At 72.9% G+C, this 13,030-nt stretch carries 13 protein-coding genes and 1 pseudogene; 8 read left to right on the forward strand and 6 right to left on the reverse strand.

The features are described from left to right. Positions 1-57: 57 nt before the first annotated feature. Positions 58-207: pseudogene (locus OG500_RS05970) on the reverse strand (transcriptional regulator); the annotation flags it as partial. Between OG500_RS05970 and OG500_RS05975 the strand changes: the two are divergent. Further along, a complete protein-coding gene (locus OG500_RS05975) occupies positions 169-309 on the forward strand; it encodes a hypothetical protein (protein WP_329587954.1) in 141 nt (46 codons plus the stop codon). The pseudogene OG500_RS05970 and the gene OG500_RS05975 sit on opposite strands and share 39 nt — an antisense overlap. 76 nt (positions 310-385) lie before the next feature. Here OG500_RS05975 and OG500_RS05980 read toward each other — a convergent pair whose 3' ends face one another. Beyond that, a complete protein-coding gene (locus OG500_RS05980) occupies positions 386-1,117 on the reverse strand; it encodes a LysM peptidoglycan-binding domain-containing protein (protein WP_329577385.1) in 732 nt (243 codons plus the stop codon). A 575-nt stretch (positions 1,118-1,692) separates the two neighbouring features. Between OG500_RS05980 and ctaD the strand changes: the two genes are divergently transcribed. Together ctaD and ctaF are read left to right on the forward strand one after the other, a co-directional pair. Continuing rightward, entirely contained in the window at positions 1,693-3,423 is a 1,731-nt protein-coding gene (gene ctaD, locus OG500_RS05985) for an aa3-type cytochrome oxidase subunit I (RefSeq protein WP_327065330.1), read from the forward strand. Then, a complete protein-coding gene (gene ctaF / locus OG500_RS05990) occupies positions 3,420-3,809 on the forward strand; it encodes an aa3-type cytochrome oxidase subunit IV (RefSeq protein WP_327065331.1) in 390 nt (129 codons plus the stop codon). The genes ctaD and ctaF overlap by 4 nt, the downstream gene beginning before the upstream one ends. A 13-nt stretch (positions 3,810-3,822) precedes the next feature. On the opposite strand, the gene OG500_RS05995 is transcribed toward ctaF, so the two are convergent. Further along, a complete protein-coding gene (locus OG500_RS05995) occupies positions 3,823-4,347 on the reverse strand; it encodes a hypothetical protein (protein ID WP_329577391.1) in 525 nt (174 codons plus the stop codon). Positions 4,348-4,483: 136 nt separating this feature from the next. Here OG500_RS05995 and OG500_RS06000 point away from each other — a divergent pair, with 136 nt between their 5' ends. Then, on the forward strand, positions 4,484-4,912 hold the full coding sequence (locus OG500_RS06000; RefSeq protein WP_329577394.1) for an HIT family protein: 429 nt from the start codon (positions 4,484-4,486) through the stop codon (positions 4,910-4,912). A gap of 50 nt (positions 4,913-4,962) precedes the next feature. Next, positions 4,963-5,646, forward strand: a complete 684-nt coding sequence (locus tag OG500_RS06005; RefSeq protein ID WP_329577397.1) for an NADPH-dependent F420 reductase — start codon at positions 4,963-4,965, stop codon at positions 5,644-5,646. Positions 5,647-5,762: 116 nt separating this feature from the next. Here the strand turns inward: OG500_RS06005 and OG500_RS06010 are convergent, their stop codons facing one another. Continuing rightward, positions 5,763-6,434: a type 1 glutamine amidotransferase domain-containing protein gene (locus OG500_RS06010; RefSeq protein ID WP_442907002.1), complete on the reverse strand. Its 672-nt coding sequence runs from the start codon at positions 6,432-6,434 to the stop codon at positions 5,763-5,765. A gap of 241 nt (positions 6,435-6,675) precedes the next feature. On the opposite strand from OG500_RS06010, the gene OG500_RS06015 reads away from it, so the two are divergent. Beyond that, on the forward strand, positions 6,676-7,191 hold the full coding sequence (locus tag OG500_RS06015; protein WP_327065336.1) for a mycothiol transferase: 516 nt from the start codon (positions 6,676-6,678) through the stop codon (positions 7,189-7,191). 186 nt (positions 7,192-7,377) lie between these two features. Continuing rightward, positions 7,378-8,763 carry an APC family permease gene (locus OG500_RS06020; RefSeq protein ID WP_442907123.1) on the forward strand — a complete coding sequence of 462 codons (1,386 nt, stop codon included), beginning with the start codon at positions 7,378-7,380 and terminating at the stop codon, positions 8,761-8,763. Between the two features lie 73 nt (positions 8,764-8,836). On the opposite strand, the gene OG500_RS06025 is transcribed toward OG500_RS06020, so the two are convergent. Beyond that, positions 8,837-9,982: a lactonase family protein gene (locus OG500_RS06025; protein WP_329577404.1), complete on the reverse strand. Its 1,146-nt coding sequence runs from the start codon at positions 9,980-9,982 to the stop codon at positions 8,837-8,839. Between the two features lie 244 nt (positions 9,983-10,226). Between OG500_RS06025 and OG500_RS06030 the strand changes: the two genes are divergently transcribed. Further along, the gene (locus OG500_RS06030) at positions 10,227-11,774 is read left to right on the forward strand and encodes a Na+/H+ antiporter (protein ID WP_327065339.1); all 1,548 of its coding nucleotides are present in this window, start codon (positions 10,227-10,229) and stop codon (positions 11,772-11,774) included. Between the two features lie 46 nt (positions 11,775-11,820). Here OG500_RS06030 and OG500_RS06035 read toward each other — a convergent pair whose 3' ends face one another. Next, positions 11,821-13,023 (reverse strand): ROK family transcriptional regulator, encoded by a 1,203-nt coding sequence (locus tag OG500_RS06035; protein WP_329577407.1) that lies wholly within the window; start codon positions 13,021-13,023, stop codon positions 11,821-11,823. Between the last annotated feature and the right edge of the window lie 7 nt (positions 13,024-13,030).

The following is a 13,030-nucleotide window of genomic DNA, read 5'->3' on the forward strand; positions in this document are numbered from 1 at the left end:
GCCCGTCGGACCTCACGTTGTCCCACAGGCCACATCACGCAACACCCGTCACTTTCGTCAGCCTTTCGCGGCCCGCACCAGCGTCTCGCCGGCCCCGGTCCACTGGTAGAGCACCGAGCGCCCGGCCCGCCGCCGGCCCACCAGGCCGGCGTCCAGCAGCACCCTCAGATGCCGCCCCACCGAGCCGAGCCCCTGGCCGAACACTGCTCCCCCGCCCCGGCGATGGCGCTGCTGGCAGCGGCCTCGCTGGCGGTGACGCTGGCCCTGGCTCCAGGGCTGCACGCGCCGGCCACCGCCACGGCGAGCTGAATCGACCGACCGTCAGGCCCTCCCCCCCGGGAGCGGCCTGACGGTCGGCCCGACCTCATCGCGACAGCGGACGCGATCAGACGCTCAGCACCTGGCCGGGCAGGATGACGTCCGGGTTGGCGCCGATGATCCGGGCGTTCTGCGCGTGCAGCTCGGCCACGCTGGTGCCGTGCGCGGCGGCGATCGCACTCAGCGTGTCGCCGCTCTTGACGGTGTAGGAGTCGGCGCCGCGCTGGACCGGGGCATGCTTCCGGACGTCCTTCTGGGCCTGCTTGGGCGCCTGCTTCGGCGCCTGCTGCTGGGTCGGCTTCGGCGCCTGCTCGGCCGGCGCGGCGGCGGCCGGGCCGGCCGGGGCCGGGGCGCTGTCGCCGGTGCCACGGGTGCTGCTGCCGGTGTCGACCTGCGCCGGGGCACCGCCCGCCGTCAGGCCCGCCTTGGCCGAGCAGACCGGCCAGGCACCCGGACCCTGGTCCGCCAGCACCTTCTCCGCCACCGCGATCTGCTGGCCCTGCGTGGCCTGCGCCGCGCTCGCCGCGTACTGCGTGCCGCCGTACGCCGCCCAGGTGCTCGGCGTGAACTGCAGGCCGCCCGAGAAGCCGTTGCCGGAGCTGATGTTCCAGTTGCCGGTGCTCTCGCACTGCGCGACCGCGTCCCAGGTCGAGGCCGACGCGGCCGAAGCCGTCGTCGCCGTGACGAGGCCCGCCACCGGCAGGACGGCGACCGCCCCGCCCAGGACGGCCAGCCGGACGCGGTTGCGCTTGGCGGCCTTGACAGCGGTGGTGACGGTGTTCTCGTTACGGAAAGTCAAAGGATCTCCCATGTCGCAGGCCCCGGACCGGGCCGCACGGAACCACGCCCCCACAGACCACGTCACGGGAAGGGTTCCGGCGCCCTGACCCACCCCCCGCCTTCGGGGCTCGGTGGTGCCGGGTGGTGCTCGCTGCACCGAGAACGAAGCTAGGCAACCCGCGGTCCGCCCTCAACCGCTTGGCGAATCCCCAGGCCAGCACCCATTACCCGAGGTAACCTGCGGCTCAAATCAGCCCTAAAGCATCGAAAAGCAGCCAAAACACCCCCATCACCCCCGCCTCTCCGTGACGCACGCCACCCGCCGGACCTCGCACGGGATCAGCACCACGCAATCAGAGCGCTACCCTCCGTCAGAAATCGGCCCCGTCGTGGCCCCCGCCACACCCGGCGGCGACCGGCCCACGCCCCCTGCCGCCGTCCGGGCTAACCGCGTCCGTTCCCCCGCGCTGCGCCGGCCACCCGGCCGCCCGCCGGGCCCAGCATGGTCCCCGACCCGCCGACCGTCCGTGACCGTCCGCGAGCAGCACGCGGGACGGGGGCATCCGGTCGGCCGACCAACCACCTGGAGGACGGATGACCGTCGTGGAGCAGCCGGAGCGGCCGGCGCCGGAACTCGCCCCCGGCACGGTGACCCGGGTACGGCGCGGCAGCACCGTGCTGGGCTGGCTGACCACCACCGACCACAAGCTGATCGGCACCCTCTACCTGGCCACCTCCTTCGGCTTCTTCCTGGTCGGCGGGGTGCTCGCGATGGTGATGCGCGCCGAACTGGCCAGACCCGGCATGCAGGTGGTCACCGACGCGCAGTACAACCAGCTGTTCACCATGCACGGCACGATCATGCTGCTGCTCTTCGCGACCCCGACCTTCACCGGCTTCGCGAACTGGATCATGCCCCTGCAGATCGGCTCGCCCGACGTCGCCTTCCCCCGGCTGAACGCCTTCACCTACTGGGTGTTCCTGTTCGGCGGCCTGATCGTGCTGAGCGGCTTCTTCACCGCGGACGGCGCCGCCGCCTTCGGCTGGTTCGCCTACGCCCCGCTGAACGACGCCGTCCACTCGCCCGGGACCGGCGGGGACCTGTGGGCGGCCGGGCTGGCGGTGGCGGGCCTGAGCACCATCCTCGGCGCGGTCAACTTCGTCACCACGATCGCCTGCCTGCGCGCACCGGGGATGACGCTCTTCCGGATGCCCATCTTCACCTGGAACGTGCTCTTCACCTCGATCCTGGCGCTCTTCGCCTTCCCCGTGCTGACCGCCGCGCTGCTGGTGCTGCTGGCCGACCGCCGGCTCGGCGCGCACGCCTTCGACGCGGACAGCGGCGGCGCGCTGCTCTGGCAGCACCTGTTCTGGTTCTTCGGACACCCGGAGGTCTACATCGTCGCGCTGCCGTTCTTCGGGATCGTCAGCGAGATCCTGCCGGTCTTCAGCCGGAAGCCGATCTTCGGCTACCTCGGGCTGGTCGGGGCGACCATCGCGATCACCGGGCTGTCGGCGGTGGTCTGGGCCCACCACATGTTCGCCACCGGGCAGGTGCTGCTGCCGTTCTTCTCGCTCACCTCGTTCCTGATCGCGGTGCCGACCGGGGTGAAGTTCTTCAACTGGATCGGCACCATGTGGGGCGGCTCGCTCTCCTTCGAGACGCCGATGCTGTGGGCCATCGGCTTCCTGGTCACCTTCCTGTTCGGCGGCCTGTCCGGGGTGCTGCTGGCGGCGCCGCCGATCGACTTCCACGTCACCGACTCCTACTTCGTGGTGGCCCACATGCACTACGTGCTCTTCGGCACGGTGGTGTTCGCGACCTTCGGCGGCTTCTACTTCTGGTGGCCGAAGTTCACCGGCCGCCGGCTGGACGAGCGGCTGGGCCGGGTCCACTTCGTCCTGCTCTTCGTCGGCTTCCACCTGACCTTCCTGGTGCAGCACTGGCTGGGTGCCGAGGGCATGCCGCGCCGGTACGCCGACTACCTGCCCTCGGACGGCTTCACCACCCTCAACACCATCTCCAGCGCCGGCGCGTTCCTGCTCGGCGTGTCCACGCTGCCGTTCCTCTACAACGTCTGGCACACCACCAGGTACGCCCGCCCGGTGGGTGTCGACGACCCGTGGGGGTGGGGCCGGTCGCTGGAGTGGGCCACCTCCTGCCCGCCGCCGCGGCACAACTTCCGTGCGCTGCCCAGGATCCGCTCCGACAGCCCCGCCTTCGACATCAACCACCCGCGCAGCGAGGCCGAGGACACCGACCTGCTCTCCAGGGACCCGGCGCCCACCACCCCGGGTGCGGCCGGATCGGCGGGTGGGCGATGAGGTTCGAGGCCTTCCTCTTCGCCGGTGTCGCGCTCTTCTTCGCCGTGATGGGCGGCATCTACGACTGGTTCGCCAAGGAGCCGGCGGGCAAGGCCGCGCTCGCCTTCGCCTTCCTGATGTCCGCGCTGATCTCGGCCTTCTTCTTCATCCAGTACCGCCGCCGGGGCCCGCGCGCACAGGACCGCCGCGAGGTTGCGGTGGCGGAGACCGCCGGGCCGCTGGACTTCTTCGCGCCGCACAGCTGGTACCCGCCCCTGACGGCCGCCGGGGCCGCGGTGATCGCGCTCGGCATGGCCTTCGGCGTCTGGCTGATGCTGATCGGCGCCGGGATCACGGCCGCTGGCGTCGCCGGCTTCGTCTTCCAGTACGGCAACCGCGGCGAGTGACGTCGACGCCGGCTCAGCCGGGCGCCGACGCCACGACGACGGCCAGCGCGGCCGCGTGCAGCGAGACCGCGCCGATCCGGTCCGGCTCCCGGCTCAGTTCGAGCGTGCCCGGGCCGGCGAAGGCGGCAGTGTCCAGCCGGAAGCTCTCCGGGGCGCCGAGCTCCATGGACCGCAGCCACCACGGCCCCGCCGGATCCTCGGCAGGGCGGGGCGGCAGCGCGAAGTGCAGCAGGGCCGAGGCATCGTGCGGCTGCCCGTAGCGCAGGTACGGGGCGCTGTACCGGGCCAGTCGCAGCTCCACCGGCGGGAGTTGCCCACCGGACCAGGGACGGGCCGCCGGGGCGGGCTGCGGCGAGGGACAACCGAGGCTGGCGGCCCAGGCTTTGGTCTGCGGGTAGACGTCCGAACAGCCCCGCTCCACCGCCTGGGCGAACCACGCGGCGCCGACCGGCCCGCTGCGCCGGGCCCAGACCTCGACCAGTTCGCGGAAGGCCGCCTCGCGCCGCGCCGCCGCACGACGGGCGCCCGCGCTGAGCACGGCCTCTCCGGCACCCGCGAAGACCTCGCAGAGCGCCGTGACCGGCGGTGACGAACACTACCCGGGCACGGCCGGACGGGACGGGCGCCCGGTGGGCCGACCCGTCCGGCGGCTTCCGCCGTGGTCTGATGGCCGGATGGACTGCCTCTTCTGTGCCTTCCTGGCGGACCCGGAGCCACCGATCCACACGGTCCTGCGGGACGAGGTGGCCCTGGCGTTCCTGGACCACCGGCCGCTCTTTCCCGGCCACCTGCTGGTGGTGCCCGTCGCCCACGTCCCGACGCTGACCGAGCTGCCCGCCGAACTGGTCGGCCCGTTCTTCGACCGGGTGCGGCGTCTGACCGGGGCCACCGAGCGGGCGATGGCGGCCAGGGGCTCGTTCGTCGCGATGAACAACCGGGTGAGCCAGTCCGTGCCGCACCTGCATGTGCACGTGGTGCCGCGCAATCCGAAGGACGGGCTGCGCGGCTTCTTCTGGCCCCGGCGCCGGTACGCGGACGAGGCCGAGGCGAGCCGGACCGCCGACCTGCTGCGGGCGGCACTTGCTGCTGATCCGATCGGGTGAACTGACGCCCTCCCAGGAATACGGCGACCGCGCCGGGCACTGTGATCGGCATGGCTACTCTTGGACTGATCGGCAGCGGACACATCGGCGGCTCCCTGGCCCGGCTCGCGGTGAACGCCGGCCTCGACGTGGTGCTCAGCAACTCGCGCGGCCCCGAGACCCTCGCAGACCTGGTGGCGGAGCTGGGCCCGCGAGCTCGCGCCGCCACCCCGGCCGAGGCTGCGGAGGCCGGCGACTGGGTGGTGGTGACCATCCCGCTGAAGAACGCCTTCGAGCTCGACGCCGCCCCGCTGGCCGGCCGTCTGGTGCTCGACACCGGCAACTACTACCCCGACCGCGACGGCCACTTCGCCGAGCTCGACTCCGGCGAATTCACCAGCAGCGAGCTGGTCCAGCGCCACCTGGCCGGCGCCACGGTCGTCAAGGTGTTCAACAACATCTACTTCGGCCACCTGCTGAGCCTGGCCCGCCCCAGCGGCGCCCCCGACCGCTCCGCACTCCCGATCGCGGGGGACGACGCCGCGGCCAAGCAGCGGGTCACCGAGCTGCTCGACACCCTCGGCTACCTCGCGGTGGACGCCGGAACGCTCGGCGACAGCTGGCGCTTCCAGCCCGGCACCCCCGCCTACGGCCTGCCGTACCTGAAGGACCAGCAGGCCCGTCTCGACCAGGACCCGGGTCGCCCCGCCGGCCCCTCCGCCATCCAGGAGGCCCTCGACGCCGCCACCCGCTGACCGCCCTCAGACACCCCGCCGGCCGGTAGGCCGGGCACGGCCTCACGGCTGCCCGGCCCACCGGCCCACCGGCCCACCGGCCGGCCTGCCCCTGTCCTCAGCCCTCTGCCCCGGCCTCAGCGGCGCTCCTTGGCGAACTCGGTGACCAGCGCGTCGTTGAAGAGCGGCAGGTCGTCCGGCTTGCGGCTGGTGATCAGGGTGTTCGGGCCCGCGGTGCAGAGCCGCACCTCCTCGTCCACCCAGTGGGCACCGGCGTTCACCAGGTCGGTGCGCAGACTGGGCCAGGAGGTCAGCGTCCGCCCCCGCACGACGTCGGCCTCGATCAGCAGCCAGGGCGCGTGGCAGATCGCCGCGACCGGCTTGCCCGCCGTGAAGAAGGCCCGGACCAGCGACACCGCGGCGGGCTCGACCCGCAGCAGATCGGGGTTGGCCACCCCGCCCGGCAGCACCAGCGCGGCACAGCCGGCGTCACCGTCCGCCACCTCGCCGCCCTCGCCGTGCTCACCTTCGCCGGGCCGGTCACCCCCCGACCCGTCGTCGCCCTCTCCCGCACCGTCTCCCCCGTCGCCCCCGTCGCCCCCGTCACGCGCGGCCACCACCGCGTCGACGCCGAAGGTGTCCGCGCGCTCCAGGTGCCGGTAGGCCTGGATCCGGCCGGGCCGGGTGGAGAACAGCCGCGGTGTCCCGCCGGCCTCCAGGACCGCCTGCCACGGCTCGGTGAGTTCGACCTGTTCCACGCCCTCGGGAGCGGTCAGGAATGCGATGGTGAGCCCCTGCAGAGTGATCACGTGCTCCAGCCTCCTCGGCCACCCCGTCGGCCCCCGCCGGTCAGCGCCCCGCGTGCCATCCTCCCCCGGCGCCGCTCCCGGGGCGCTCCGGGGGCGAAGTCCCGCTCACCCGAACGGCCGCGCTCGGTCCGGCGCCCGACGGGGGATGCCTGCTGCACACCCCCGGTCCCGCACCCCGGCCCACCGCCCGCCGGACCACCCTGACCGGAACCAGTCACCTTCGCTGTCAAAGGAGTTGTCCATGAAGAGCGCCGAGCTGCTGGCCGATGCCCTCGACCGGGTCAAGGAGGCCGTTCACGAGGCCGTCCGGGGCCTGGGCCCGAAGCAGCTGTCGGCCAGGCTGGACGAGGAGGCGAACAGCGTGGCCTGGCTGATCTGGCACCTGACCCGGGTGCAGGACGACCACCTGGCCGACCTCACCGGCGCCGAGCAGGTCTGGACCGCCGACGGCTGGGCCGCCAAGTTCGACCTGCCCTTCCCCCAGGAGGAGACCGGCTACGGTCACGACGCGACCCAGGTGGCCGACGTCCAGGTCGCCTCCCGCTCGCTGCTGACCGGCTACTACGACGCCGTGCACCGGCAGACCCTGCGCTTTCTGCGCACCGTGACCGCCGAGGACCTGGACCAGGTGGTGGACGAGGCCTGGGAGCCGCCCGTGACGCTCGGCGTGCGGCTGGTCAGTGTGATCACGGAGGACCTCCAGCACGCGGGCCAGGCCGCCTTCATCCGCGGCGTCCTGCAGCGCCGCGGCCACTGACGACGCCGGATCCGGGGAGGCCGCGGCCCGCAGTCGCAGCCTCCCCAGGCCTTGACTCATCAAGTTAGGAAACTTAACTTATGGGCACCCCACGCGCGCGCTCACCCTCCCCAGAGCCACCGGAGCCCCCTTGTGTCCGCAACCCTCAGCAGACGGATCGGCCTGTTCCAGGCCGTAGCCATCAACATGAGCCAGATGTGCGGCATCGGGCCGTTCGTCACCATCCCGCTGATGGTCGCCGCCTTCGGCGGCCCGCAGGCGGTGATCGGCTGGCTGGCCGGCGCGGTGCTCGCCCTGGTCGACGGCCTGGTCTGGGCCGAACTCGGCGCCGCGATGCCGGGCTCCGGCGGCAGCTACGGCTACCTCCGCGAGGCGTTCCAGTACCGGACCGGACGGCTGATGCCGTTCCTGTTCGTCTGGACCGCGATGCTCTTCATCCCGCTGATCATGTCCACCGGTGTGGTCGGCTTCGTCCAGTACCTCGGCTACCTGTGGCCGGGCATGACGAAGAGTCAGGGAGATCTGGTCGGCCTGGCCGTGATCGTCCTGGTGGTCCTGCTGCTCTGGCGCCGGGTGGAGCGCATCGCCAGGATCGCGACCGCGATGTGGGGCGTCATGCTGGCAGCCGTCCTCTCGGTGATCCTCGCCTCGTACACCCACTTCTCGCCGAGCCGCGCCTTCACCTGGCCCGCACACGCCGTCGACGTGACGCACGGCCACTTCTGGCTCGGCTTCGCGGCCGGGCTGACCATCGGCATCTACGACTACCTGGGCTACAACACCACCGCCTACCTCGGCGCCGAGATCAAGAACCCGGGCCGGGTGATGCCGCGCTCGATCATCTTCTCGATCCTCGGCATCATGGTCATCTACCTGCTGCTCCAGGTCGGCGTGCTCGGTGCGCTCGACTGGCACGAGATGCTGGACCCGCACTCCATCGCCTCCTCCTCGGTGGCCTCCGCGGTGCTCCAGCAGACCTGGGGGAAGTCGGCCGCCGACGTGGTCACCGTGCTGATCCTGGTGACCGCCTTCGCCTCGGTCCTCACCGGTCTGCTCGGCGGCTCCCGGGTGCCGTACGACGCGGCCCGCGACGGGGTCTTCTTCCGCTCCTACTCCCGCCTGCACCGCAAGCACGAGTTCCCGACCCTGGGCCTGCTCACCATGGGGGCGGTCACCGCGGTCGGCTTCCTGATCGGGCGGCACACCGACCTGAACACCCTGATCAACCTGCTCACCACGGTGATGGTGATCGTCCAGTCCTTCGCCCAGGTGCTCGCCGTCACCGTGCTGCGCCGCCGCCAGCCGGACCTGCCCCGGCCCTACCGGATGTGGCGCTACCCGCTGCCCAGCCTGATCGCGGCCACCGGCTGGCTGGTGGTCTACAGCTACGCGGACCGCAACGCCCCGGGCTACCACCCGATCGAGTGGTCACTGGTCTGGGTGGCAGCCGGCGGCGCGGCCTTCCTCCTCTGGTCCAGGTTCGAACGGATCTGGCCCTTCGCCCCGGTCGAGATCCACGAGAGGTTCCGCCGGACTGCCGACGCCGACTCGGCCCGGGCGGCGCAGATCTGACGCTCCATCACCGCGAGCCGACCGACCGCGCCCCCGCAGCACGGCAGGGCGCGGTCGGTCGTGCGGTGACGGGTCAGAACGCGACGATGCCTTCGCCGCCGACGCCGTCGGGGACGGCCTGGGAGCCGAGCGCGGTGAGCGATCCGTCGTCGTTGACGGCGAATTCGTCGACGATTCCGTTGACACCGGTCTGGGCGTAGAGGAAGTGCCCGTTGGCGGAGACCGCGGCGTCGACCGTGCCGGGGTCGGTGGGGGTATTGCCCAGGGCGGTCAACCGACGGCCGTGGTCGGCGGTGCGGAAGCCGCTGAGCGTCGAGCTGCCGGCGTTCGAGGCGTAGAGCAGGTCGCGCACGGCGACCACCCAGCAGGTGGCCGCCTGACCGGTGGCCGCGAACGCGTCCTGGGTGGCGGTGCCGTCGGGGTGGATGGTCAGGGTGGCCAGCGCGTTCGGGCCGGCCTCGGCCAGGAAGATGCCGTGGCGGCCGTCGGGGACGAACCCGAAGGGCACCGCGCCGGGCAGATTGGTGACCACCGGGGTGTCGGCGGGCGCGCCGTCGTGGTCGAGCCGGAAGACGTCGAGGTTGTTGCCGTTGGCCTTGGTGGTGACCACCAGTTGCGAGCCGTCGGAGACGAAGCCGACCTGCCCGGGGGTGTTGGTGAACTGCGGCGTGGCGTTCGGGTCCAGCCCGAGGCAGCGGTTCCAGCCGTCCTGCGTGTGCAGGCGTCCCTGCTGGACGGTGTAGCCCTGGATCGAGCCGCCGTCCAGGGCGTTGAGGACGTAGACCACGTCGCCGTGGACGGCGACGCTCACCGGGAAGCGGCCACCGGAGCCGACGACCTGGCGCCTCTCCAGCCGGTCGCCGTCGACGGCGAAGACCGTCACGGTGTTGCTTCCGGCGTTGACGGCGTAGAGCAGGCCGTGCTGCTCGTCGTAGGTCAACGAGCCCTGCGAGGCCAGGTGGTCGGCGACCGAACCGTCGAGCACGCCGCCGAGCCCGCCGGTGTCGTAGCGGCCGTCCTGGGTCAGCGTGCCGTCGTCCGCGCGGCGGTAGGCGACGATCTGGTTGCCGGCGGGGTTGTCGGTCTGGACGAACACGGCGTGGTGGCCGCCGTGGTGGCTGTCGTCCCTGGGGACCGCCGCGGTGGCGGAGGGGGCGACGGAGCCCACCGCCGCGAGCGCGGTGGCGCAGGCCAGGGCGAGACGAGTGATTCGGTGCATGGTCGTTGCCTCTTACGGGATCGGGTTTCGGTATCTCGTGACGATATGTGACGGAATGTCGGAAATACGGGAAACATGCGCACAGCTCCGCCGAGTTGCGGAGTGCATCGGCCGATGACCTGCCTAGGCCCGCTAGAAACCCGATAAGATGATGGGCGGTGTGCCGGGAAGTCTGGTCGGCTCGGGGGACGACTGCAGCGATCGAGCGGCGGCGACCCCGTCGTCGTGATGAGGTCGTTCGTAGATGCGCGCCGTGGGGATCGTCCTGTTCCTCGTCGTTCTCGCCACCGCCGTGGCCACCTTCGCCCGGCGCTGGCGGGTGCCCGCTCCCTCGCTGCTGGTGCTGGCCGGGCTCGGGGTGGCGCTGATACCCGGGGTACCCGCGCTGCACGTCCCGCCCCAGGTGATCGCGTTGGTGGTGCTGCCCCCGCTGCTGTACGCCTCCGCCGAGGAGTTGTCGCTGCGCGATCTGCGGATGGTGTGGCGGCCGGTGACGATCCTCGCCTTCGGGCTGGTCTTCGTCTCGGCGGCAGCGGTGGGGTTCGTGGCGGTCGCGGTCACCGGGCTGCCGCCCGCGATGGCCTTCGTGCTGGGGGCCGTGCTGGCCAGTACCGACCCGGTGGCCGTCACGGCGCTCGGCCGCCGGCTCGCGCTGCCGGGCCGGGTCCAGGTGCTGGTACAGGCGGAGAGCCTGTTCAACGACGCCACCTCGCTGGTGCTCTTCAAGGTCGCCGTCGGCATCGCGGTCGCCGCGGGCGGCGCGGTAAGCCTGCCCGCGGCCGGCGGCGAGTTCCTGCTGCTCGCAGGCGGCGGCAGCGTGATCGGCGCGGCGGTCGCCGGGCTGGTGTGGCTGATCCGCCGGCGGACCACCGACCCGGTGCTGGAGACGGTGATCGCCCTGGTCACCCCGTACGCGGCCTACGTCCTCGCGGAGTCCGCGCACACCTCAGGCATCACCTCGGTCGTCGTCGCGGGCGTCCTGCTCGGCCGCTCCGGCCACCGGCTCACCGACGCCCACAGCCGCCTGCAACTGCACGCGGTCTACGCGGTCGTGGTGTTCCTGCTGGAGAGCGTCGTCTTCAGCATCGTCGGCCTGGAGCTGCCCACGCTGGTGCACGCGCTGCCCGGGGGCAGCGGCTGGTGGCCGTTGCAGGCCCTGACCCTGGCCGGCGTGCTGATCACCGTCCGGGTGCTGTCGACCCTGCCGCTGACCCGCGCGGTCAAGCCCAGCGGCGGCGGGCTGTCCTGGCGGGTCGCCGGGGTGGTCACCTGGGCCGGCACCCGCGGCGTGATGCCGCTGGCCGCCGCCCTGTCCATCCCGCTCACCGCGGGCGATGGCACCGCGCTGACCGGACGGCCGCTGCTGCTGGTGCTGACCACGGCGGTCGTGGTGTTCACCCTCGTCGTCCAGGGCCTGAGCCTGGCCGCCGTGGTCCACCGCTCCGGACTGGCCCTGGAACCCGAGCACACCGCGCGCGAGGAGGACGACGCCCGCGACAGCCTCACCCGCGCCGCGCTCACCCACGTCGACCACCTCGACACCCTCGAAGCCATGCCCGAGCCGGTCATCGACCGGGTCCGGCGCGCCCTGCAGTCCCGCCTCGACCGGGACGACGAGGCACCGGACGGCACCTCCGTCGATGCCGCCCTGCGCGCGCTGCGCCACGAGGTGCTGGCCGTCCAGAACGCCCAACTGCGCCACCTCTACGACGAACACCGCATCAGTGACGCCACCCGTCGAAGCCTGCAGCACGACCTCGACCGCCAGGAGGCCGCACTCGGCGGTCAGTGAGGGCAGCCCCGGTGCACCGGCCGGGGGTGTCAGCCGCGCCGACCCGCTACCCCACCGCCGCCGTCCGGCGCTCGAACACCTCGGGCCGGGCGCCCGCCAGCGCGGTGGCCAGCGCCCCGCGCAGCACCGCCTCGTCCCCCAGCAGGCCGGCCGCCACCCGCGGCCGCAGCGGAGTGAGCCGGTGCAGCTCACGCTCCAGCGGTTCGATCAGCAGGTCGGCGCCGTGGCCGAGACCGCCGCCCAGCACCACCAGGTCCGGATCCAGCACGGCGGCCACCACCGCGACCGCGAAGGCCAGGTGCTCCGCCTCGCGCAGCACGGCCGCCCGCGCGGCCGGTTCGCCCGACCGGGCCGCCTCGAAGACCCGCTTGGCCGTCAGAGTCCCGCGCATGCCCAGCTCCCGGGCCGAGCGCACCACGGACTCCGCGGCGGCGGTGTCCTCCAGGGTGTGCGCGCCGCCCGGCATCGGCAGCAGCCCGATCTCACCGGCCGCACCCCCGGCGCCCGGCTGGAGTTCGCCGTCGACCACCACGCCCATGCCCAGGCCGGTGCCGATCAGCAGGTAGACGAAGACCCGGCTGCCGGCGCCCACCCCGTCGGCGTACTCGCCCAGCGCGGCGAGATTGGCGTCGTTGTGCACGCTGATCCCGGTCTCCAGGCCGGCCGCGATCCGCTCGAACAGCCCGCGCCGTCCCCAGCCCGGCAGGTTGCCGGCGTAGTGCACCCGGCGCTGCGACGCGTCCCACACGCCGGGCGAGCCGATCGCCGCGTGCACCACCTCGGACGGGCGCAGTCCGGCCTCCTCGGTGGTCTCGCGCGCCGCGGCGACGACCGCGTCCGCGACCGCGTTGGCGCTGCGCCCCCGGTTGGGCACGTCGCGCCGGGCCACGATCCGCCCGGCCAGGTCGGCCACGGCCACCCGCAGCCGGGCCCGCCCGACATCCACCCCGAGCACATGGCCGGCCCGCGGCTCGGGCTCGTAGAGCACCGCCACCCGCCCGCGCTCGGGCGCCAGCAGCCCGGCCTCGCGGACCAGACCGGCCCGGGCCAGCATCGCCAGCGCGGCGGACACGGTGGGCTTGGACAGCCCCGTGTCCCGGGCGAGTTGGGCCCGGGACGCCGCTCCGCCGGTGCGCAGGTGCTCCAGCAGCAGCCACTCGTTGTTGCTGCGCAGCCGCTGCCGGTTCCAGGGCTGCGCCACCTGCGGCCCGCCCTGGGATGCGGCACCCGTCGGCGGGCGCGAGTTCATCGATGCC

Source organism: Kitasatospora sp. NBC_01250 (assembly GCF_036226465.1).
Taxonomy (GTDB): Bacteria; Actinomycetota; Actinomycetes; order Streptomycetales; family Streptomycetaceae; genus Kitasatospora.

What these genes read in the sequence shown, in the direction of transcription:
- ctaD (WP_327065330.1), top strand. Translation starts at nt 1,693, where the DNA reads ATGACCGTCGTGGAGCAGCCGGAGCGGCCGGCGCCGGAACTCGCCCCC.
- OG500_RS06015 (WP_327065336.1), top strand. Translation starts at nt 6,676, where the DNA reads ATGAAGAGCGCCGAGCTGCTGGCCGATGCCCTCGACCGGGTCAAGGAG.
- OG500_RS06035 (WP_329577407.1), bottom strand. Translation starts at nt 13,023, where the DNA reads ATGAACTCGCGCCCGCCGACGGGTGCCGCATCCCAGGGCGGGCCGCAG.
- OG500_RS06000 (WP_329577394.1), top strand. Translation starts at nt 4,484, where the DNA reads ATGGACTGCCTCTTCTGTGCCTTCCTGGCGGACCCGGAGCCACCGATC.
- OG500_RS05975 (WP_329587954.1), top strand. Translation starts at nt 169, where the DNA reads ATGCCGCCCCACCGAGCCGAGCCCCTGGCCGAACACTGCTCCCCCGCC.
- OG500_RS06025 (WP_329577404.1), bottom strand. Translation starts at nt 9,982, where the DNA reads ATGCACCGAATCACTCGTCTCGCCCTGGCCTGCGCCACCGCGCTCGCG.
- OG500_RS06005 (WP_329577397.1), top strand. Translation starts at nt 4,963, where the DNA reads ATGGCTACTCTTGGACTGATCGGCAGCGGACACATCGGCGGCTCCCTG.
- OG500_RS06020 (WP_442907123.1), top strand. Translation starts at nt 7,378, where the DNA reads ATGAGCCAGATGTGCGGCATCGGGCCGTTCGTCACCATCCCGCTGATG.
- ctaF (WP_327065331.1), top strand. Translation starts at nt 3,420, where the DNA reads ATGAGGTTCGAGGCCTTCCTCTTCGCCGGTGTCGCGCTCTTCTTCGCC.
- OG500_RS06030 (WP_327065339.1), top strand. Translation starts at nt 10,227, where the DNA reads ATGCGCGCCGTGGGGATCGTCCTGTTCCTCGTCGTTCTCGCCACCGCC.